At 62.9% G+C, this 17,953-nt stretch carries 21 protein-coding genes and 1 pseudogene; 14 read left to right on the top strand and 8 right to left on the bottom strand.

From position 1 onward, the window contains the following. Positions 1-328 (bottom strand): annotated as a pseudogene (locus ACFDTG_RS03935) (cytochrome c oxidase subunit I); the annotation flags it as partial. Between the two features lie 35 nt (positions 329-363). After that, a complete protein-coding gene (gene coxB / locus ACFDTG_RS03930; RefSeq protein WP_375289740.1) occupies positions 364-1,434 on the bottom strand; it encodes a cytochrome c oxidase subunit II in 1,071 nt (356 codons plus the stop codon). Positions 1,435-1,650: 216 nt separating this feature from the next. Between coxB and pyrE the strand changes: the two genes are divergently transcribed. The 8 genes from pyrE to ruvX are packed head-to-tail and all read left to right on the top strand — an operon-like array spanning position 1,651 to position 8,199. Continuing rightward, entirely contained in the window at positions 1,651-2,232 is a 582-nt protein-coding gene (gene pyrE / locus ACFDTG_RS03925; protein ID WP_375289739.1) for an orotate phosphoribosyltransferase, read from the top strand. Continuing rightward, the gene (locus ACFDTG_RS03920) at positions 2,229-3,353 is read left to right on the top strand and encodes a serine hydrolase domain-containing protein (protein ID WP_375289738.1); all 1,125 of its coding nucleotides are present in this window, start codon (positions 2,229-2,231) and stop codon (positions 3,351-3,353) included. Before pyrE ends, ACFDTG_RS03920 begins: the two co-directional genes overlap by 4 nt. Then, the gene (locus ACFDTG_RS03915) at positions 3,350-4,081 is read left to right on the top strand and encodes a pyridoxine 5'-phosphate synthase (RefSeq protein ID WP_375289737.1); all 732 of its coding nucleotides are present in this window, start codon (positions 3,350-3,352) and stop codon (positions 4,079-4,081) included. The genes ACFDTG_RS03920 and ACFDTG_RS03915 overlap by 4 nt, the downstream gene beginning before the upstream one ends. After that, positions 4,078-4,479 carry a holo-ACP synthase gene (gene acpS, locus ACFDTG_RS03910; RefSeq protein WP_375289736.1) on the top strand — a complete coding sequence of 134 codons (402 nt, stop codon included), beginning with the start codon at positions 4,078-4,080 and terminating at the stop codon, positions 4,477-4,479. The genes ACFDTG_RS03915 and acpS overlap by 4 nt, the downstream gene beginning before the upstream one ends. Continuing rightward, positions 4,476-5,372 (top strand): signal peptidase I, encoded by an 897-nt coding sequence (gene lepB / locus ACFDTG_RS03905; protein WP_375289735.1) that lies wholly within the window; start codon positions 4,476-4,478, stop codon positions 5,370-5,372. Before acpS ends, lepB begins: the two co-directional genes overlap by 4 nt. 1 nt (position 5,373) lies before the next feature. Beyond that, positions 5,374-6,504, top strand: coding sequence for an AI-2E family transporter (locus tag ACFDTG_RS03900; protein WP_375289734.1), 1,131 nt, complete (start codon positions 5,374-5,376; stop codon positions 6,502-6,504). Then, a complete protein-coding gene (locus tag ACFDTG_RS03895; RefSeq protein ID WP_375289733.1) occupies positions 6,494-7,738 on the top strand; it encodes a DUF3089 domain-containing protein in 1,245 nt (414 codons plus the stop codon). Before ACFDTG_RS03900 ends, ACFDTG_RS03895 begins: the two co-directional genes overlap by 11 nt. Next, complete coding sequence (gene ruvX, locus ACFDTG_RS03890; RefSeq protein ID WP_375289732.1) at positions 7,717-8,199, top strand: Holliday junction resolvase RuvX; 483 nt, start codon at positions 7,717-7,719, stop codon at positions 8,197-8,199. Before ACFDTG_RS03895 ends, ruvX begins: the two co-directional genes overlap by 22 nt. Before the next feature lie 3 nt (positions 8,200-8,202). Here ruvX and ACFDTG_RS03885 read toward each other — a convergent pair whose 3' ends face one another. The 3 genes from ACFDTG_RS03885 to ACFDTG_RS03875 are packed head-to-tail and all read right to left on the bottom strand — an operon-like array spanning position 8,203 to position 10,268. After that, positions 8,203-8,790, bottom strand: coding sequence for a DUF1989 domain-containing protein (locus tag ACFDTG_RS03885; RefSeq protein WP_375289731.1), 588 nt, complete (start codon positions 8,788-8,790; stop codon positions 8,203-8,205). Further along, a complete protein-coding gene (gene gntA, locus ACFDTG_RS03880; protein ID WP_375289730.1) occupies positions 8,787-9,461 on the bottom strand; it encodes a guanitoxin biosynthesis heme-dependent pre-guanitoxin N-hydroxylase GntA in 675 nt (224 codons plus the stop codon). The genes ACFDTG_RS03885 and gntA overlap by 4 nt, the downstream gene beginning before the upstream one ends. A 51-nt stretch (positions 9,462-9,512) precedes the next feature. Next, positions 9,513-10,268, bottom strand: a complete 756-nt coding sequence (locus ACFDTG_RS03875; RefSeq protein ID WP_375289729.1) for a Crp/Fnr family transcriptional regulator — start codon at positions 10,266-10,268, stop codon at positions 9,513-9,515. 200 nt (positions 10,269-10,468) lie between these two features. Here ACFDTG_RS03875 and ACFDTG_RS03870 point away from each other — a divergent pair, with 200 nt between their 5' ends. Both ACFDTG_RS03870 and ACFDTG_RS03865 read left to right on the top strand, forming a co-directional pair. Further along, entirely contained in the window at positions 10,469-10,921 is a 453-nt protein-coding gene (locus ACFDTG_RS03870; protein WP_375289728.1) for a PaaI family thioesterase, read from the top strand. Next, complete coding sequence (locus ACFDTG_RS03865; RefSeq protein WP_375289727.1) at positions 10,914-11,318, top strand: PaaI family thioesterase; 405 nt, start codon at positions 10,914-10,916, stop codon at positions 11,316-11,318. Before ACFDTG_RS03870 ends, ACFDTG_RS03865 begins: the two co-directional genes overlap by 8 nt. Here the strand turns inward: ACFDTG_RS03865 and ACFDTG_RS03860 are convergent. Both ACFDTG_RS03860 and cobS read right to left on the bottom strand, forming a co-directional pair. Then, entirely contained in the window at positions 11,315-13,456 is a 2,142-nt protein-coding gene (locus tag ACFDTG_RS03860) for a transglycosylase domain-containing protein (protein ID WP_375289726.1), read from the bottom strand. The genes ACFDTG_RS03865 and ACFDTG_RS03860 overlap by 4 nt on opposite strands. A gap of 101 nt (positions 13,457-13,557) precedes the next feature. After that, complete coding sequence (gene cobS / locus ACFDTG_RS03855; protein WP_375289725.1) at positions 13,558-14,550, bottom strand: cobaltochelatase subunit CobS; 993 nt, start codon at positions 14,548-14,550, stop codon at positions 13,558-13,560. A gap of 55 nt (positions 14,551-14,605) precedes the next feature. On the opposite strand from cobS, the gene ACFDTG_RS03850 reads away from it, so the two are divergent. Beyond that, positions 14,606-15,472, top strand: coding sequence for an oxygenase MpaB family protein (locus ACFDTG_RS03850; protein ID WP_375289724.1), 867 nt, complete (start codon positions 14,606-14,608; stop codon positions 15,470-15,472). Between the two features lie 27 nt (positions 15,473-15,499). On the opposite strand, the gene ACFDTG_RS03845 is transcribed toward ACFDTG_RS03850, so the two are convergent. Next, the gene (locus ACFDTG_RS03845) at positions 15,500-16,114 is read right to left on the bottom strand and encodes a winged helix-turn-helix transcriptional regulator (protein WP_375289723.1); all 615 of its coding nucleotides are present in this window, start codon (positions 16,112-16,114) and stop codon (positions 15,500-15,502) included. A 147-nt stretch (positions 16,115-16,261) separates the two neighbouring features. Between ACFDTG_RS03845 and ACFDTG_RS03840 the strand changes: the two genes are divergently transcribed. From ACFDTG_RS03840 to ACFDTG_RS03830, 3 genes are read left to right on the top strand one after another with little or no spacing between them, the layout of a single operon-like run. Further along, complete coding sequence (locus ACFDTG_RS03840; RefSeq protein WP_375289722.1) at positions 16,262-16,693, top strand: VOC family protein; 432 nt, start codon at positions 16,262-16,264, stop codon at positions 16,691-16,693. A 58-nt stretch (positions 16,694-16,751) separates the two neighbouring features. Then, the gene (locus ACFDTG_RS03835; RefSeq protein WP_375289721.1) at positions 16,752-17,114 is read left to right on the top strand and encodes a DUF1428 domain-containing protein; all 363 of its coding nucleotides are present in this window, start codon (positions 16,752-16,754) and stop codon (positions 17,112-17,114) included. 4 nt (positions 17,115-17,118) lie between these two features. Continuing rightward, a complete protein-coding gene (locus ACFDTG_RS03830) occupies positions 17,119-17,919 on the top strand; it encodes a VOC family protein (protein ID WP_375289720.1) in 801 nt (266 codons plus the stop codon). Positions 17,920-17,953 lie beyond the last annotated feature (34 nt).

The following is a 17,953-nucleotide window of genomic DNA, read 5'->3' as shown; positions in this document are numbered from 1 at the left end:
CCATGAAAAAGACCATGATCAGGCCATGCGCGGTGATCAGCACGTTCCACATGTGCAGATTGGCATCGAAATTCGCCTCTCCACCCATGAATTCAACCCACCAGCCCAGATACTGAATGCCAGGCTCCATCAGCTCCATGCGCATGATGCCGGAGATGCCGCCCCCGATGATACCCGCCATGATGGCGAAGATCAGGTAGAGCGTACCGATATCCTTGTGGTTCGTTGACATGAACCAGCGCGCGAGGAACCCCGGCGTGTGATCGCCATCATGGTGATCATGCGCGTGGTCCGTATGGGCCTGGAAGGTGTCGGCGGTGGTGGCCATGGCGTCGGGTCTCTTCAGTAAGCTTGCAAGATCAATCAGGCGGCAGTGGAAGGCGCGTCGTCCTCGACCGGGGGAGCGCCCGCTCCGGCGGCGTTGGGTGTCGCACTTTCGGGCTGCTGCGTGGGAGCCGCGGCAGGTGCGGCTTCTTCTTCACCGAAGGTGCCGCCCTGCGCCCTTACCCATGCACGCCATTCGTCCAAGGGCAATGCCTCGACCGCAATCGGCATGTAGCCATGGCGCGCACCGCACAGTTCAGAACACTGGCCGTAGTAAACGCCAGGCTTCTCGATGGTGAGCAGCTTCTCGTTCAGGCGCCCCGGAACCGCGTCAAGCTTGAACCAGAGGCTCGGCACGGCGAAGGAATGGATCACATCCGCGCCGGTGGTCTGAATGCGGAGAGGAACACCGGCCGGCACAACCATGCGGTTATCGACCGCGAGCAGGCGAGGCTCCCCGGCCGCGTCGGCCTCTTCCTCGGTCAGCATGTTCGAGATGATCTCGAAATCGCCGTTGTCGGGATAGGAATAGCCCCAGTACCACTGGTAGCCGGTGGCCTTGATGGTAATCGCGTCCTTGGGCGGGGTGCGATATTGCTGCGCCAGAAGCGAGATGGACGGGATAGCGATCGCGACCAGCACTAGCACAGGGACCAGCGTCCACGCCACTTCCAGCAGGGTGTTGTGCGTGGTGCGGGAGGGGACCGGATTGGCCTTTGCCCGGAATTTCCACATCACATAGACGAGAAGGACCAGCACGAACACGCTGATGACCCCCATCACCCACAGCATGACGTGGTGGAAACCTTCAGCATATTGGCCGGTGGGCGAGAACTGCTCCTGAACGTTCAGACCCGCCGCGATGGGCATGCCGATGCCCGGTATGGGCTTCATCTTCGGCGTCGCGACCTCGGTCACGGTATCTTCGGTTGACCCTTCGGCCAGAGCAGCCGGATCGGCTTCCTCGCCGGGCGCGCTCATCGCCGCTTCGCTCGATGCTTGCTGTGCGATCGCCGGTGCTGCCGCAAGGGCAAGCATGAGGGCCAGCACGAGCAGCGCGGCAAGGCGATGCGCGCGGTGAAAAGAGCTCTGGAGAATCGCAGTCGACATTCCGGTTCCGTTTCGCTGTCGCAGCGCAGGCAAGCGCGCCGCCGGTCAAAATCATTACATGGGCTGCACCAATGTGCAAAGCGCCCACAGGCGGACCCATTCGGGGCGCCTATAAGCGCGGTTTCGACCGGCCTCAAGTCGCGTCGACGACAAATTTTCCCAAGACCGCCTTTGCCCCTTGCGCTCGGGCCGCCGATTGGCTTTGTCGCGCGGACCATGACCGACGAAGAAATCCTGTCCGAGTTTCGCGCCAGCGCCGCATTGCTGGAGGGGCATTTCGTCCTCTCTTCGGGCCGCCATTCGGCCCAGTACCTGCAATGCGCCCGGGTGTTGATGAACGCGGAGCGCGCGGGGCAGCTGGCGCGCGCGCTCGTCCAGAAAATCCCGCGAGAGATCCGCAACCAGATCGAAGTCGTCGTGTCTCCGGCGATGGGGGGCCTTATCATAGGGCACGAGATGGGCCGCTGCCTTGGGGTCGACGCACTGTTCCTCGAGCGGCCCGAGGGTACATTCCATCTGCGGCGTGGCTTCCGGCTCGATCCCGGACAGAAAGTGCTGATGGTCGAGGATGTCGTCACGACCGGCCTTTCGAGCCGCGAAGCCATCGAAGCGGTAAAGGCCGAGGGCGGACAGGTTATCGCCGAAGCATCCCTCGTCGATCGATCCAATGGGTCCGCCGATCTGGGCGTGCCCTTCTTCCCGCTTATCGAGATAGCGGTGCCCAGCTATGCCGAAGACGACATTCCACCCGAACTTGCTGCTATCCCGGTGACGAAGCCGGGAAGTCGCAAGGGATGAAACGCCTCGCCGGACTGTCGGCGGCTGTCGCGCTGGCTGGCTGCGCAGCCCACGCAAGCGAGAGCGGTGCCACGCCGATCGCACCAATAGCAGCATCCTCGGACACTCAGACCGAGGGGAAAAAAGATCGAGTGCTGCTCGAACTGCTAAGCGCAAGCGGTTTCGAAGGCGTCATTGGTTATTCGTCTGCGCCCGGAAGTTACAATCTCTTCGAGGTCGGCAAGTCCGGAGTTCGGGGATTAGCGAGCGAAGGCGCTGCCTGGCCTTGGGCATCCATGACCAAGCAGGTTCTCGCGGTAATGGTTTTGCAAGAGGCCGAAGACGGCAAGCTTGCATTGGACGAGCCGCTTTCCCGGTATCTGCCATCATCGGGCAACGCGCCGGTTTCGCCCACCATTCAACAACTCCTCCAGCATCGTTCCGGTCTGCGCAATCCCGACGATAGCCCCGTCCATAAGGACGAATGGCCAAGTTTCTACACTTCCGGCGCCACTGGTCCGGCCTGGTGCAGCGCAGAGCGCGGCGCCCCGCTGGCAGAGGGGTGGCGTTACAACAATTGCGATTACATCGTGCTGGGCGCGGTGCTCGAAAAAGTGACTGGAAATTCCCTGGCTGCCCTGTTCGAGCAGCGAATTGCCAAGCCCGCAGGACTGGAAAGGACGAGCTTCGCCACACCGCGAGCGGCTGCAGCACTCCCCGGCAGCGAGGCGATCTACGGGCTCGTTTTGAGCCGCTTCGGGGCCGCAGGCGGTTTGATCGGCACCGTCACCGATATGTTGCGATTCGACCGGGCCCTTCTCGAAGGCAAACTGCTCGGAGCCGACGCGCGCGAGGTGCTTTGGACAGGCGATCCTGCGCTGGGGTACATGGCCCTTGGTCAATGGGTCTTCGATGCGCCGATTAAAGGCTGCGCTGCCCCGGTCCATATCGTCGAGCGGCGCGGCGCCATCGGCAAATATCAGGTTCGCAACATCATTCTGCCCGAGAGCAGCATGGCGATCGCACTGGTTACCGATCTTTCGGAAAAGGATTACGATTTCGGCGAAGTCTGGACCGGCGAAGGCCCGATGCACGATGTGCTGACCGTACTCGCCTGCCAGGATCGGGAGCCAGTGTCGTGACATCGCGCCTACGCCTGGGTGTGAACATCGACCATGTCGCGACCATCCGCAATGCACGCGGGGGCGATCATCCCGATCCGGTGCGAGCTGCCGAGATCGTGGCGGCGGTGGGCGCCGATGGGATAACCGCCCATTTGCGGGAAGACCGTCGTCACATACGAGACGGGGATCTCGCCCGTATCCAGGCAGCGACCGGCCTCCCCCTCAATCTCGAAATGGCGGCGACCGACGAGATGCTGGAGATCGCCCTCGCCCACAAGCCGCACGCCGCGTGCATCGTTCCGGAAAAGCGGGAAGAGCGCACAACCGAAGGTGGGCTGGATGCAGCGGGACAGCATAACAAGCTCGCCCCTATCGTCAGCCGGCTGTCCGATGCGGGTATCCGCGTCAGCCTGTTCATCGAGGCTGACGAGCGTCAGCTGGAAACGGCAATCCGCCTCAGGGTCCCGGTTGTCGAATTTCATACCGGCGAATATGCCCATGCCGAGGGCGAATCGCGGGCGGTGGAGCTCAGGCGCATTGCCGACATGGCCGCGCTTGCGTCGAAAAACGGAATCGAACCACACGCGGGCCACGGGCTGACCTTCGACAATGTGCAACCCATAGCCGCGATTCCGCAGCTCGCCGAATTGAACATCGGGCATTATCTTATCGGCGAGGCGGTTTTCGTCGGCTTGGCAGAGGCCGTCCGGCAGATGCGAGAGCTGATCGATGAGGCCAGATCATGATCATCGGGATGGGATCCGACCTGTGCAATATCCAACGGATTCAGAACTCTCTCGACCGTTTCGGGGAGCGCTTCGAGAAACGCTGCTTTACCGAGGTGGAACGAGCGAAGGCCGCTCGAAGACCTTTCACGAGGGCGGGGACCTTTGCCAAGCGGTTCGCAGCCAAGGAAGCGTTCTCGAAAGCGGTGGGCACCGGCTTCAGGCGCGGGGTCTTCCTGAAAGATATCGGAGTGGTGAACGCACGATCCGGTGCGCCCACCCTCGCCCTCTCCGCCGGTGCGGCGAAGCGGCTTGCGGAAATCACGCCGCCGGGGCATGAGGCCCGCATTCATCTTACCCTCACCGACGATCACCCATGGGCGCAGGCCTTCGTGATTATCGAGGCCATTCCCTTATGAGCAGCGACACCGCACCCGTGACCGATCCGGAACCAACCGATACTGCCAAATCCAAGCCCGGCAAGGACAAGGAAAAGATCAACTGGATTGCGGAAATTCGCGGTCTGGCGCTTATGCTCCTGGCGGTGCTAGCCTTTCACAGCTTCGTCGCGAAACCCTTCTACATTCCTTCAGAATCGATGATGCCCAACCTGCTGGTTGGCGACCGGCTGGTGGTCAGCAAATTTCCCTATGGATACAACTGGTCCTCGCTGAGCTTCCATCCCCTGGAACGCGCAAGCTGGCGCCTTTTCCCGGGCACGCCGCAGTACGGCGATATCGTGATCCCGGTGCCGCCAAACTCCGATGAAGATTACATCAAGCGGGTCGTCGCCCTGCCCGGTGACAGGATCGCGGTGAGCGACGGGCGTATCATCCTCAACGGCAAGCCGATCCCGCGCAAGGTCGAACCGGCTATCGAAATCCCTGTCGATCTCAACAGCCCCTGCAGCCCCTATGCCTATCCGGGCATGCGCGTGACCAAGCCTGACGGCACGATGGTCTGCCGCATGCCAGTCTATCGGGAGACAATGCCGAACGGGGCGACATATCTGGTGGTGGATCACATGAATCAGTCGCTCGACGATTATCCCGAGATCACCGTCCCCAAGGACGCGGTTTTCGTGATGGGCGACAATCGCGATCATTCCGCGGACAGCCGCGCGCCCACCTTCGAGAAGGGTCTTGGTGGGCCCATCCCCCTGTCCAACATCGGCGGGCGTGCCGAATTCATCACCTTCTCGCTCGACGGGTCGACAAATCTGAATCCCATCAGCTGGTTTACATCGCTGCGGGGGGGGCGTGCGTTCACGACGCTGCGTCCTGCCATCGTACCTACCGGCGACAGCGAATAACGTGACCAAGGTGAGCGACCCGGCCGCCGAGGGGGAAAAAGCCGATCTCGGTTCCAGCCCGTCCCGCATAACGGACCCACGTATCCGTCACGAAATCGGTCGTGCCGCAGTGTGGGCCTTTGTCATCGGCGGCATCGCCCTGGCTGTTTATCTGGCCAAGCCCCTTCTGGTCATATTCGGCGCGATGGTTTTCGCTTCCATGATCGACGGGGGCGCGCGCCTGCTCGGTCGCATCCTCCCGATCCCCCGCGGCATCAGGGTCGGGATCGTGCTGCTCGGCACAGTCGCGTTCTTCCTTTGGCTGGGCTGGTTCGCAGGGTCGACGATTTCTCAGGAAGCGGCGCAGTTTCCCGCGATTATCGAACAGCAGGTTGCCTCGCTCGTGGAATGGGCTCGTTCCCAGGGTTTCGAGATCAGTCTCGACCAGATCAACAATTTCGCAGGCAGTTTCTCGAGCGGAATTGGTACGGTGACGCGGGCACTCGGCGGAATTGTGGGCGGCTTCACGACCGTCCTCCTCATCGCCATCATCGGGATCTACGTCGCGCTCGAGCCGCAGCTTTACGAGCGCGGGGTTGCATGGCTTCTCCCGCGTGCCGAGCGTGACAATTTCTACGTGACATCGAAGCGCAGGGGACAGACCCTGCGCCGCCTGATGGCGGGCCGTCTCGTGGGAATGCTGTTCGAAGCGATTTTCACATATGTGATGCTCGCCGTCGTGGCGCCGCTGGTGATTGGCGACGCGGTGCCCATGGCCGTGTTGCTGGCAATTCTTACCGGATTGCTGGCCTTCGTTCCCAATCTCGGCGCGATCGTCTCGGGCATCCTCATGGTGCTGGTCGGTTTTTCCGGCGGCGTCGACATGGGCATCTATACGATCGTAACGTACATTCTCGTCCAGAATTTCGACGGCTACATAATCATTCCCCTCATCGCCAAGAAGACGGTCGATCTGGCGCCGGCGCTCGTACTGGCCATGCAGTTCGTCATGGGCATCCTCTTCGGCATCCTCGGCCTGTTTCTGGCCGACCCGCTGCTGGCGATGATCAAGGTCGCGCTCGAGCGGCGGGCCGAGCAGGCAAAGGGCCGCGAGGATAGCGAAGCCGGGGCAAAGACCGCCGGTGGCGCGTAAATTCCTCTACGTTATCGCAGGGATCGTGGTGCTCGTGATCGCGGGCGCCATCGCCTTGTCGATCTGGTCACGTCAGGCGACCGAAATCGCGTTCGTACCGCGCGGAGACTTCACCGAGCAGCCGCCCCTTGCCGCGAACGCGTATCAGGATCCGGCGATGTGGTACTCGAGGCCAGGCATAGGGGCCAACGATCCTGCGCGTTATCAACCTGCAATTGCCCAGACCCTGTCCGAAGGCGACGTAGGCGAGCCATCCCCCGAACGACCGGCTGCCGAACGCAGTCTGGAGAACCAGGATAGGTTGGAGGTCGAAACTTCGCGCAGCGCGACCGCATCGACGCAGGATGTGGCGTCATTCGCGGTGTTTTTCGTGCATCCGACCAGCTATATCCCTCTCGCTCTCACCGAACAGGCCAACTGGAATGCCTCGCTCGACGACCCGGTCGCCGACGGCCGGGCGCGGCTGTTTCTCCGCGGCATGGCGAGCGCCTTCAACCGCGCAGATGAAATCTGGGCGCCCAAATACCGGCAAGCCGTCGCGGGCGCTTTTCTGACCGACAGGCCGGAGGCGACGCGCGCCATCGACGCAGCCTACGCAGACGTGCGCGAGGCGTTTCGTTTCTTCGTCGCAAACGTCGATCCCGCCAAACCGATCGTGCTGGCCGGGCACAGCCAAGGCTCGCTGCACATCCTGAAGCTGTTGCAGGATGAAATTGCCGGCACGGCGCTTCAGGACCGTATCGCGGGCGTCTATGCGGTCGGCTGGCCGATTTCGATCGAGCATGATCTTCCGGCGCTGCCCCTGCCGGCCTGTGCGACGCCGGAGCAGGCGGGATGCATCGTGGCGTGGTCCAGTTTCGCCGACCCCGCCGACCCCGACCTGTTGCTGGACCGTTACTCGAAAACGCCCGGTTTCGATGGCGAACCGCGTGGAGATGGCCCGATCCTGTGCATCAATCCACTGACCGGGCAAGCCGGAGGTGAAGCGTCTGGAGAGCGTAATCTGGGCACTCTGGTTCCGCGCGAGGATCTGTCCGGCGGCGATCTGGTCGCCGGTTCCGTTCCCGCACGATGCGACCCCAGCGGCCTGCTCCTGATAGGTGATCCCCCCCAACTGGGCCAAGGCGTGCTTCCGGGCAACAACTACCATGTTTACGACATCCCGCTGTTCTGGAAAAACCTTCAGGAGGATGTCGTCCGTCGGGTTGCGGCATGGAATCCGCCCCAGTCCTAGAGAGCGCCGCTGCGTTTGCAGAGATCCTGCCCGATGGCGGAGCCCTGCTCGCACTCGATCTCGGAACCAAGACCATCGGCGTTGCAACCAGCGACGCGGGATGGCGTTTCGCCACTGCGGGCAAGACCCTTCCACGCGGCAAGTTCGGCGCCGATGCGGAAAAGCTGCGCGATATCATCAAGGCCCGTGCCATCGCAGGGGCCGTCATCGGTCTGCCGCGCAATATGGACGGAAGCGAAGGCCCCCGCGCCCAGGCCAGCCGTGCCTACGCCCGCAATCTGTCGCAGCGTCTGTCGCTTCCCGTTCTCCTCTGGGACGAGCGGTGGTCCACGCAATCGGCCGAGCGCGATCTCATCGCCCAGAACGCGAGCCGCCGAAAGCGCGGAGAGGTGATCGACAGCCATGCCGCCGCCGTCATTCTGCAAGGCGCGCTCGACGCGCTGTCCGGTGGGATGCTCTAACGGTCAGTCCACGCGGTACGCAATCGGCTTGAAGCTTCCACCATTGGACGCATAGGCCGAACACGCCGTCAATCCGATCACCAGGTCCATCTCCGCACGAAACGTAACGGACTCCCCGGCCTTGGATGTCGGGGGAAGCACCTCGATCCTGCCGCTTCGACCATCGACCGGCACGTTCATGAAAACGTTGAAAGCGCAGGGAATGTCGTCAGGCTCTATGCCGTATGGCTCCAGCGCTTCTGCCAGATTTCCGAAGCAGCCGCGGTGCACCGGCTTGTCGGGGTAAAAATGTTTGAAGGTCGCTTCACTGCAAGGCGTGAGCAGGAAATCGTGGATGCCAACCTCGTCAGCCACGATCTCAAGCATGACCTGAGAGCGATTGGACCACAATTTGTTACCCGTCGTAAGCTGGGTGGTCTCTTCGTAATCGAATGTTCTGCCGTTGGAAATCACCTCGCGAACGTCATTGGCATTATACGCCAGGAGGTCCGAAACCTGCCCACCCTCGGGATCCACGACGGTGAGCGATTGCCATTGTTTCAAATGGAACGCGGTGCCGGTCCGTGGAGCAATCGTGATCGCATCGGTCATGCCCGGGGGTCCTCGAAGGGGCATGCCCAATCCTCATCGACCATACGACCGCTGTACTGGCGCGCCGCGCTGCCGTGTCCATGTTCCGCGAGCATCGGATTGATCGAACCCGCCAGATCCTCGTCCCTAGCAAGGATGACCTCGCGCATGCGCGCATAGCGGCCCTCTTCGCGAAGACGCTCGAACTGATCATGAAGATTGAAGACCAGCGCCGGCTTCTCGAAGCGTCTGGCCGGGCGGGAGGCGTTCGGATGCAGACCGACCACGAAAAATCCCTCGCCCCCGAAACTCAACGCGAAATGGGGATCGGCGGGATCGCGACTGACCGCCACGTCATAACGCTGTCCGAGCCAGTTATCCTTGTCGGCAAGCGATTGAAGCCGTTGCCACATCGCCGCTTCGAAAGCCTCTTCGGACAGATCCATAGGCCCGGAAAATACGACGACGAAGCTGCGCAAGCCTTCGCGGTCCTTACCGTAGGCCTCGGCCCAGTCCATCAGTTCCCGGTGAATGACCAGGTCATCCCAGGCACTTTCGATGCTTCGGGCTTCGACAATTTTGATCCTGCCCGTTCCAGCGGCCGATTTGGCTCCAACGCAGGGAAAATCGGGCTGCTTGATGAATGACAGAAAGGACGATCGCGGATCGGTGGGGGTCGTTTGATGGGTCATGCCCGCCCTCAACGTAAGCGACCCGTCATCGGTCCCTCGGGCCATCAATTATCAGGCGTTTACGGCAAGGTCCTCAAAATTATCGAGCTGGAGCTCGCCCTGGCCATAAAGATAGGATCCATCGAAGTCGCACAGGCTCTTCAATTCCGCTTCATCCAATATGCGCAACTTGCCCCCACTATCGAGTTCCAGCACGCCCCGCTCCTTGAGAGTGCGGAAGCTCCGGTTGGCATGGACGGGCGTGATCCCGCAGGCCTCCGCGTAATCGCGTTGGAGCAGCGGTATCGGAAAGTTCAGCCCATCGAACAGGCCAACAAAGCGAAGACGCTCGATAAGTTCGGAAATGAGATGCGCGATCCGCCCCTCCGCATTCAGCCGCCCGAGACGGAAAATCCACTCCCGGTGCATCGCGGCGTCCAGCAAGGTGGAAAACCACATCAACCGCGCCAGATGCGGAGACCCGGACAACATCTCCTTGATACGGATATGCGGCACCTCGGCGACCTTCGCCCGGTCTAGCGACTGCACCGAGTGATCGAGCCGCTTCATGGCGTATCCGTGGAGGTCCACGAAATCGCCAGCGATATTCACGCCCACAAGCTGCCGCTCACCCCGCTTGTCGTCGAGGTGTCGCAGCATCGTTCCTTCGATAAGGTAATAGCTGTTTTCCAGTCTGGTCCCGCGATCCACCAGCGTGGTCCGCGGTTCTATCGTGATTATTCGGTTGACCGCCGATTCCAGCCTTTCGAGTTCATCCTCGGTGAGCTCATGACGCAATCGTCCGAGAAGGAATTTCCGCACAAACATCCCAGTGAATCACCCCTGTAAAAATTGCGGCGCTACTCCAGTGCCGGAAACATCGTCAAAGATACAAATGTTAATGTCGCTTTGAAGAAAGAAAGTCGGCTTTGGGGGCGTGATCGCCGCCATGGGTCCAGACCATCCGCCTGCATTCAGTCATCGATCGGCCATTGTCTTGACGGCAAGAGCGCGCCAGAGCCCCGCTCATGAATGATTTGTCTTTCGATCCCGCCCGAGCGGCGCCTTTCATGGCCGCGCAGGGGCACAACGGCTGGCTGGGTCTCACCTACCGTGATCACGGAAAGGATTGGGTGGAACTCGAACTTCCCTGGCGGGCCGATCTGGTCGGGGAAGAAGAGAACCAGGTGCTCGCTTCCGGCCCCATCGTGAGCCTGATGGACATGGCGAGCGGGCTGGCGATCTGGACGCGCATGGGCAAGTTCCAAGCCATCGCAACGCTCGATCTGCGGGTCGATTATGCGCGCCCGGCAAAGCCGCACGGGTCCGTCTTCGGACGGGCAAGGTGTTATCGCACCACGCGATCCGCCGCCTTCATAGAAGGTGTCGCGCACGAAGGCGATCTCGATGATCCGGTGGCACGCGTACAGGCCGTCTTCATGTCGATCACGCCCGCACCGGGGGCCGTGCGCCATGGTTGATGCAGCAGCCGTTCTGACGCCCTACGCCCAGAGCCTGGGGATGCGGGTCGCGCGCATGGAGGGTGATGTACCCGTGCTGGCGGTGGACTTTTCGGGTGCGGTGGAAGGCCGCCCTGGTGCGCTGCATGGCGGAGCAATCAGCGGGCTTCTCGAAACGGCGGGCTATGCTCTGCTGCGCGGCGAACTCGCCCGGTTGGACCGCGTCGCGCGCATGAAGCCGATAAACATCACCGTGCAATTCCTGGCGGCAGGCACCGTGCAGGAGACTTATGCCAGCGCCCGTATCGTCAAGCTGGGGCGCAGGACGGCCAACATTTCGGTAGAGGCGTGGCAGGACAAGCGAGACCGGCCCATCGCCAGCGCGGTCATGAACGTCATGGTGGCGAGCGAAGCCTAGAACGCCTCCTCACGCTCCTGCAACTGCTCGCGCGCCCGCTCGTAGCGTTCCTCCGCCTCGGCCTGGCCTTCCTCAATGCGGTCGCGAATCGCTTCGTAGTCGGGAAGAACCAGATCGGCCCCGTCGCGGTCGATCCGGATGCGCCCACCCGGCAGGGTGAGGACCGTGTCGCCATCCTCCAGGATGATATTGCCGGTATCCGGCTCGATTTCGTCAGACGTGGGTAGCGACCGTGGCTTGGGCACGCCACCGATCCTGAGCGCCCGTGTCATGAAGTTCTTCCATATGCGTGCGGGCACCGTGCCGCCGGACACCTTTCCGAGCGGCGAATTGTCGTCGCGCCCGACCCACACCCCCACCACCAGATCGCCGGCGTAGCCGACGAACAGCGCGTCGCGGTTGTCCTGCGTCGTGCCGGTTTTCCCGAAATTGGCGATCGGGAGCATCGCCGCGCGTCCCGTGCCCCTGTTCACGGTGCCGCGCAGCATGGCCTGCATATCCTCGTGAACCCGGCCGCCGAGATGCTCCGGCCCATCCCACAGCTTGCGCCAGAACCCCGCTTCCTCCTGCGGCAGGGCATGCGGTTGGACCGGCATCGCATTGGCTGCCACGCCCGCATAGGCAGCAGTCAGTTCCATGAGCGACATGGTGGAGGTGCCCAGCGCAAGCGATGGATCGCCGGGGGTCATGGGCGATGTCACCCCCAGATCGCGCGCGGTCTCGATGACCTTGTCGCTCCCTATCTGTTGCATCAGCCGTACCGCCGCGACATTGCTGGACTGGGCGAAGGCATCGGCGAGCGTCAGACTGTCCGAATAAGTGCCGCGGGCGTTCTTGGGGCGATAGCTGCCTTCGGTAATTTCGCGGTTGCTGATCCTGTCGTCCGGGGTCCAGCCGTCGCGCAGCGCCGCGAGATAGACAAACAGCTTGAAGGTCGATCCCGGTTGCCGCTTGGCCTGGGTGGCGCGGTTGAAAGGCGTCTTGCCGTAATCGGTGCCACCAAGCATGGCCACAACCTCGCCATTGGGACGCATCGCGACGAGCGCGACCTGTGCGCCCTGTAGGGGTGCATCGCGCAGGACCTGGCGAGCGATCTCCTGCAACCGGCTGTCGAGAGTGGTGGCGACCGTCTGCCGGGCATAGCCGGCCCCACCCCGCCCTTGCAGCAGCGCGCGCGCCTGCGGCAGCGCCCAGTCGGCAAAATAGGTGCCGGTCGGTATCGTTTTCTTCGCCCGCACATCCAGTCGCGGCGACGGGCCATTGGCCTCCGCAGACGAGATATAGCCTTCCTCCGCCATCGCGTTCAGCACCAGTCGCATGCGTTCCTCGGCGCGCTCGTAATGGCGGACCGGGTGCAACCAGTTGGGGCGCTGGACCAGGCCGGCCAGCATCGCGGCCTGCTGCACGGTCAGATTTTCGGGCTGACGGTAGAAATAATGCAGGCTGGCGGCGCGCAGACCGTAGATATCGTCCCCGAAATTGGCGTTGGAGAGATAGCGCTCCAGTATTTCGTCCTTGGTCAGCCACGCTTCCAGCCAGAAGGCGATCAGCATTTCGCGCGCCTTGCGGGTCAGCGTCTGCTCCGGGGTCAGGAAGGTAAACTTGGCGAGCTGCTGAGTCAGCGTGCTGCCGCCGCCGTATCCGGTGAAGGCCGCCCGCGCCAGACCGCGCGGATCGATGCCCCAGTGGCTGCGGAAACGCCGGTCCTCGATCGCCATGAATGCTTCGGGCACATGCGCGGGCAGCTTGGCGATTTCCACCGGCGCTTCGATATTCGCGCCCTTTCGCGCAATGGGGGTCCCGTCGGCGGCCGTGAGCGTGATCTCCGGCGGGACCAGCGGCCTGAGCGATTTCGACAGTGGCGCCGTCAGGGCGAGCCAGGCGACAAGCAGGATGAGCAGGCCCAGAAACGCGGCGACCGCGCGCACCAGCCACCAGTGCCAGCGCCTGTCACGCCAATAGGCGCGATGCCACCAGCGCTGGCGGCCACGCTCGTCCTCATCGACAAAACCGTGCGTCGCGCGGTCGAGCCGCTCGTCCCAGTCGTCGTAATCGGGCCCTTCGAACCTGTCGTCGAGCGCGTAATAACCGCGGTGCGGTTCGGACTCTGGCTCGGGGCGACGAAAGAAGCTGCGCATGGTGTCTTAAGCGATTAACACGGCTACAGCTGTCATCGCAAGAGGGTACTGGCGCTTCGCTGAACGCGGGATGGCGCAGACGGGCCGGAGCCCGCCCGACGTCAGCCCCGGCCGACCACGCTCTCGGGCAGATCCTCGCCGAAGACGCGCTGGTAGTATTCGGCCACCAGCATCCGCTCGGCTTCGTCGCATTTGTTGAGGAAGCTCAGGCGGAAGGCGAAGCCCAGATCCTTGAAGATCGCGGCGTTCTGCGCCCAGGTGATCACCGTGCGCGGGCTCATCACCGTGGAAATGTCACCGTTCATGAAGCCCTGGCGCGTCAGATCGGCCACCTTGACCATGTCGGCGATCGTCTTTTCGTCCGTATCGGGGCTCTTGGCATGGACGATGCCCACCTCGGTCTCGGCGGGGAGATAGTTCAGCGCGACCACGATGTTCCAGCGGTCCATCTGGCCCTGGTTGATCGCCTGCGTGCCGTGATAAAGGCCGCTGGTGTCGCCCAGGCCCACCGTGTTGGCGGTGGCGAAGAGGCGGAAACCCGCGTCGGGCCGGATGACCCGGTTCTGATCGAGCAGCGTCAGCTTGCCCTGCTGCTCCAGCACGCGCTGGATCACGAACATCACGTCGGGCCGACCCGCGTCGTATTCGTCGAACACCAGCGCGACCGGGTGCTGCAGCGCCCAGGGCAGCAACCCTTCGCGAAATTCGGTGACCTGCAGCCCGTCGCGCAGCACGATGGCATCGCGGCCGACCAGGTCGATACGGCTGATATGCGCATCGAGGTTGATGCGCACGCAGGGCCAGTTAAGGCGCGCCGCCACCTGTTCGATATGGGTGGATTTGCCCGTGCCGTGATAGCCCTGAACCATCACGCGCCGATCGTGCGCGAAGCCCGCCAGGATCGCCAGCGTGGTGTCCGGGTCGAACACATAGGCCTCGTCGAGATCGGGGGTGCGCTCGTCCGGCTTGGAAAACGCGGGCACCTGCCAGTCGATATCGATCCCGAATGTCTCTCGCACGTCCACGGTGATGTCGGGCGCGGGAAGCACGGTTTTGGCGGAGGGGTCGAAGCTCTTGTCGGTCATGTCATTCATCTCGTCTGGGGGCCTAAGGGTTTCTCCACGACGCGCCAAGCCTATATTGGGACAGATGCAGCCCCCACCCCCATCGACCGATCCGATCGAACGGCTGAGACTGGCCCTCGTTGGCAAGGTTCGCGGCGTCTTCAACGACGTGAACGCCGGCGAACAACCGGTGCCCCCGTCGGACGATGCCCTGTTCGAACGCGATTCGCCGATCCGCATGGTGCACGCGGACGTGGTCAGCATGATGGTCGGCGGTATTCGCGGCCTGCTGCTCCAGATGCTCCACCCCCATGCACTGCAAGGGGTGCTCGATCATTCCAATTTCCGCTCCGACATGCACGGGCGGCTGAGGCGCACCGCCAAATTCATTGCCGTGACCAGCTTCGGCCATCGCGACGAAGCGATGAAGGCCATTGATCGGGTCAACCGCATCCACGCGGCGGTCGGGGGCACGCTGCCGGACGGCACGCCCTACAGCGCCAGCGATCCGCGCGTGCTCGCCTGGGTCCATGTGGCGGAGGCGACCAGCTTTCTCGCCGCCTATCTTCGCCATGTCCGCCCCACCATGCCGGGGCACGAGCAGGACGAATATTATCGCCAGTTCGCCGTGATCGCGCGCGCGCTGGGGGCGGATCCGGTTCCGCTGGACCGGCGCGAAGCGGAGACGATATTCCGCGATCTGCGCCGGGACCTGCACCCCAGCCCGCAAGCGCGGGAGGTTGCAAACCTGGTCCTCAACCAGCGTCCCGAAGGTGCCCCACCGGCGGTCCAGGCGATGCTGGGTTCGGAGGCGATGGCGCTGCTCCCCAGCTTCGCACGCGCCATGCTCGGGCTGGAGAAGCCCGGCCTCACCGCCCTGCCCGCCCGCGCCGCCACATGGGGCATGGGCAAGACGCTGCGCTGGGCATTCCGCCAGAATTCGCAGCGATAGGCATCACATAATCTCGCCGGCCCACAGCTAAGCCAGCTTTTCGGGCAATTCGAAAATGGACGCGAAGCGCATCGCCAGATCGCGATCCCCCTCGATCACCAGCCCCGCGTCCCGTTCCAGCGTGGCGGCGGGCACATCGGCGTAGAACAGGGCAGCCAGCACCGGCGCGTCGGGAGCGCGGAGGACCGCCTGCCCTTCGCGCGCATCGCCGCGGCGGATCGGAAGTGCGCCGTCCGCCATGTCGGCCACGAACTGCTCGCCCCGGACATCGAAACCGATGGTGGCCCGCAAGCCAGCGGCCTTGGCGGGATCGAACATCGTCCTCAGCGACAGCATCAACGATACCGGGGAGAGCGGCAGCGTAGGATCATGCCCCGAATGCATGGCGGCCCACCGCCCCAACTCCTGGATCGCAGGTTCGGCTGCATAGGCCCAGCGCGTCAGCGCATAGACCTTCGACGCGGCAGGGGGCGGCAGTTCCTCACGCGTCAGCGCGCCCACCGCCTCGAGGCTGGCCAACCGCTCGGTCAGGATCTTCGCGGACAGGCCCGGCAGGCTGGCCCGTAAATCCGTGAAGCGGCGTGGCCCCAGCATCAGTTCGCGCAGGATCATCAGCGACCAGCGTTCGCCGATCAGTTCCATCGCAAAAGCCGTTCCGCACGCATCGCCATACCACCGTCCGTGCGCAGATTGCGGCCTATTAGTTACTTTTTGAAACTCCATAGTTGCGTTTAGTAACTCTTAGGCACATCATGGGCAAGTCTCGAGTCGCTGACGAGGATGCCGACCATGACCCGAACAATATTCGTAAACCTGCCCGTTGCCGATCTTCAGAAGTCGACCGCTTTTTATGAGGCGATCGGATTTACCAAGGATGACCGGTTTTCCGACGAGACCGCCTCCGGCATGGTCCTGTCCGACGCGATCCACGTCATGTTGCTGACACACGATAAATGGAAAACCTTCACCACCAAGACCATTCCCGATGCAAAGCGGAGCGCGCAGGTCATGAACGCGCTCAGTTGCGACAGCCGCGAGGCGGTCGACAGCATGATTGCCGAGGCGGCGCGCGCCGGGGGGACTGCCGATTGCAACCCAGTGCAGGACCACGGCTTCATGTACGGGCGCGATTTCGAGGATCCCGATGGGCATGTCTGGGAAGCCTTCTGGATGGATATGAAGGCCGCAGAAGTAGGCTCGCCGGACTTAGCCGAAGCTTAGGGCCGAAAGGCGGCGGCGCCCCGCGTCAGCTCCGTATATCCGACACAGGAGAAAAACCATGGGTTACGTTGAAGGTTTCCTTATCGCGGTTCCGCGCGACAGGCGTGCGGATTACGAAAGGCAGGCCCGTGCCGCCGCGCCGATCTTCATGGATCTGGGCGCGACACGGATCGTCGAAACCTGGAGCGACGACATCAAACATGGCGAAACCACCGACTTCTATCGCGCGGTGAAGGCCGAAGACGGGGAAGATGTGGTGTTCAGCTGGATCGAATATCCCGACAAGGCCACGCGGGACGATGCGGTCGGAAAGATGATGGAAGACCCGCGCTTCGAAGCGCTGGGCGAGATGCCCTTCGACGGCAAGCGCATGATCTTCGGCGGTTTCTCCCCGATTTTCGACACCGGCGCGGAGGGCTGATCCCATGGCACAGGATGATCGCGGCGCCTTCATCTGGTACGAACTGATGACCGACGACATCGACGCGGCACGGCGCTTTTACGGCGATGTGGTGGGGTGGAGCATCGCGGCGGAAGGCCAGCCGATCCCCACCGGCACCACCTATCGCATGATCACCCGCAGCGATGGGGGTAACGCCGGGGGGCTGCTGGAACTGACCGACGCCATGAAGGCGCGCGGCGCGAAACCGGGCTGGGTCGGCTATATTCACCACCCCAATGTCGACGCCGCGCTGGCCACAATCACCGCTGCGGGCGGAACCATCCACATGCCGCCGATGGACATGCCGGACGTGGGGCGAATGGCGATGGTCGCGGACGGACAGGGTGCTGCATTCTACGTCATGACGCCAAGCCCGCCAGCGGATCAACCCGATGCGCGCAGCGATGTCTTCGATATCGAAAAGGCGCAGCATTTCCGCTGGAACGAGCTGTGGACCACGGATCAGAAGGCAGCCGTTGCGCTCTACTGCGAACTTTTCGGCTGGACCCAGGATGGCGCCATGCCGATGGGCGAGATGGGCGATTACTTCTTCATTCATAACAATGGCGTCGGCATCGGTGCCGTCGGCAAGGCGCAACCGGGCGGCGAGGGATCGCGCTGGCAATATTTCGCCGGTGTCGACAACATCGATCGCGCTGCCGAGGCCGTGACCGCCACGGGCGGAAAGCTGCTGGGCGAACCGCAACAGATCCCGGGCGGCGAATACAGCGTCTATGCGCACGATCCGGCAGGCGCCACGATTGGATTGGTGGGCCCCCGCTGACTCTTATTCGCTTGCGAATTGCGCCGTTATGTTC

The organism is Qipengyuania sp., from assembly GCF_042095715.1.
Taxonomy (GTDB): Bacteria; Pseudomonadota; Alphaproteobacteria; order Sphingomonadales; family Sphingomonadaceae; genus Qipengyuania.
This window is presented reverse-complemented; position numbering and strand designations above follow the sequence as displayed.

Coding starts and splice junctions, on each gene's coding strand:
- coxB (WP_375289740.1), bottom strand. CDS start 1,434: ATGTCGACTGCGATTCTCCAGAGCTCTTTTCACCGCGCGCATCGCCTT.
- acpS (WP_375289736.1), top strand. CDS start 4,078: ATGATCATCGGGATGGGATCCGACCTGTGCAATATCCAACGGATTCAG.
- pyrE (WP_375289739.1), top strand. CDS start 1,651: ATGACCGACGAAGAAATCCTGTCCGAGTTTCGCGCCAGCGCCGCATTG.
- ACFDTG_RS03835 (WP_375289721.1), top strand. CDS start 16,752: ATGGGTTACGTTGAAGGTTTCCTTATCGCGGTTCCGCGCGACAGGCGT.
- ACFDTG_RS03830 (WP_375289720.1), top strand. CDS start 17,119: ATGGCACAGGATGATCGCGGCGCCTTCATCTGGTACGAACTGATGACC.
- ACFDTG_RS03860 (WP_375289726.1), bottom strand. CDS start 13,456: ATGCGCAGCTTCTTTCGTCGCCCCGAGCCAGAGTCCGAACCGCACCGC.
- cobS (WP_375289725.1), bottom strand. CDS start 14,550: ATGAATGACATGACCGACAAGAGCTTCGACCCCTCCGCCAAAACCGTG.
- ACFDTG_RS03885 (WP_375289731.1), bottom strand. CDS start 8,790: ATGACCGATGCGATCACGATTGCTCCACGGACCGGCACCGCGTTCCAT.
- ACFDTG_RS03850 (WP_375289724.1), top strand. CDS start 14,606: ATGCAGCCCCCACCCCCATCGACCGATCCGATCGAACGGCTGAGACTG.
- ACFDTG_RS03845 (WP_375289723.1), bottom strand. CDS start 16,114: ATGGAACTGATCGGCGAACGCTGGTCGCTGATGATCCTGCGCGAACTG.
- ACFDTG_RS03865 (WP_375289727.1), top strand. CDS start 10,914: ATGGTTGATGCAGCAGCCGTTCTGACGCCCTACGCCCAGAGCCTGGGG.
- gntA (WP_375289730.1), bottom strand. CDS start 9,461: ATGACCCATCAAACGACCCCCACCGATCCGCGATCGTCCTTTCTGTCA.
- ACFDTG_RS03870 (WP_375289728.1), top strand. CDS start 10,469: ATGAATGATTTGTCTTTCGATCCCGCCCGAGCGGCGCCTTTCATGGCC.
- ruvX (WP_375289732.1), top strand. CDS start 7,717: ATGGAATCCGCCCCAGTCCTAGAGAGCGCCGCTGCGTTTGCAGAGATC.
- ACFDTG_RS03840 (WP_375289722.1), top strand. CDS start 16,262: ATGACCCGAACAATATTCGTAAACCTGCCCGTTGCCGATCTTCAGAAG.
- ACFDTG_RS03920 (WP_375289738.1), top strand. CDS start 2,229: ATGAAACGCCTCGCCGGACTGTCGGCGGCTGTCGCGCTGGCTGGCTGC.
- lepB (WP_375289735.1), top strand. CDS start 4,476: ATGAGCAGCGACACCGCACCCGTGACCGATCCGGAACCAACCGATACT.
- ACFDTG_RS03875 (WP_375289729.1), bottom strand. CDS start 10,268: ATGTTTGTGCGGAAATTCCTTCTCGGACGATTGCGTCATGAGCTCACC.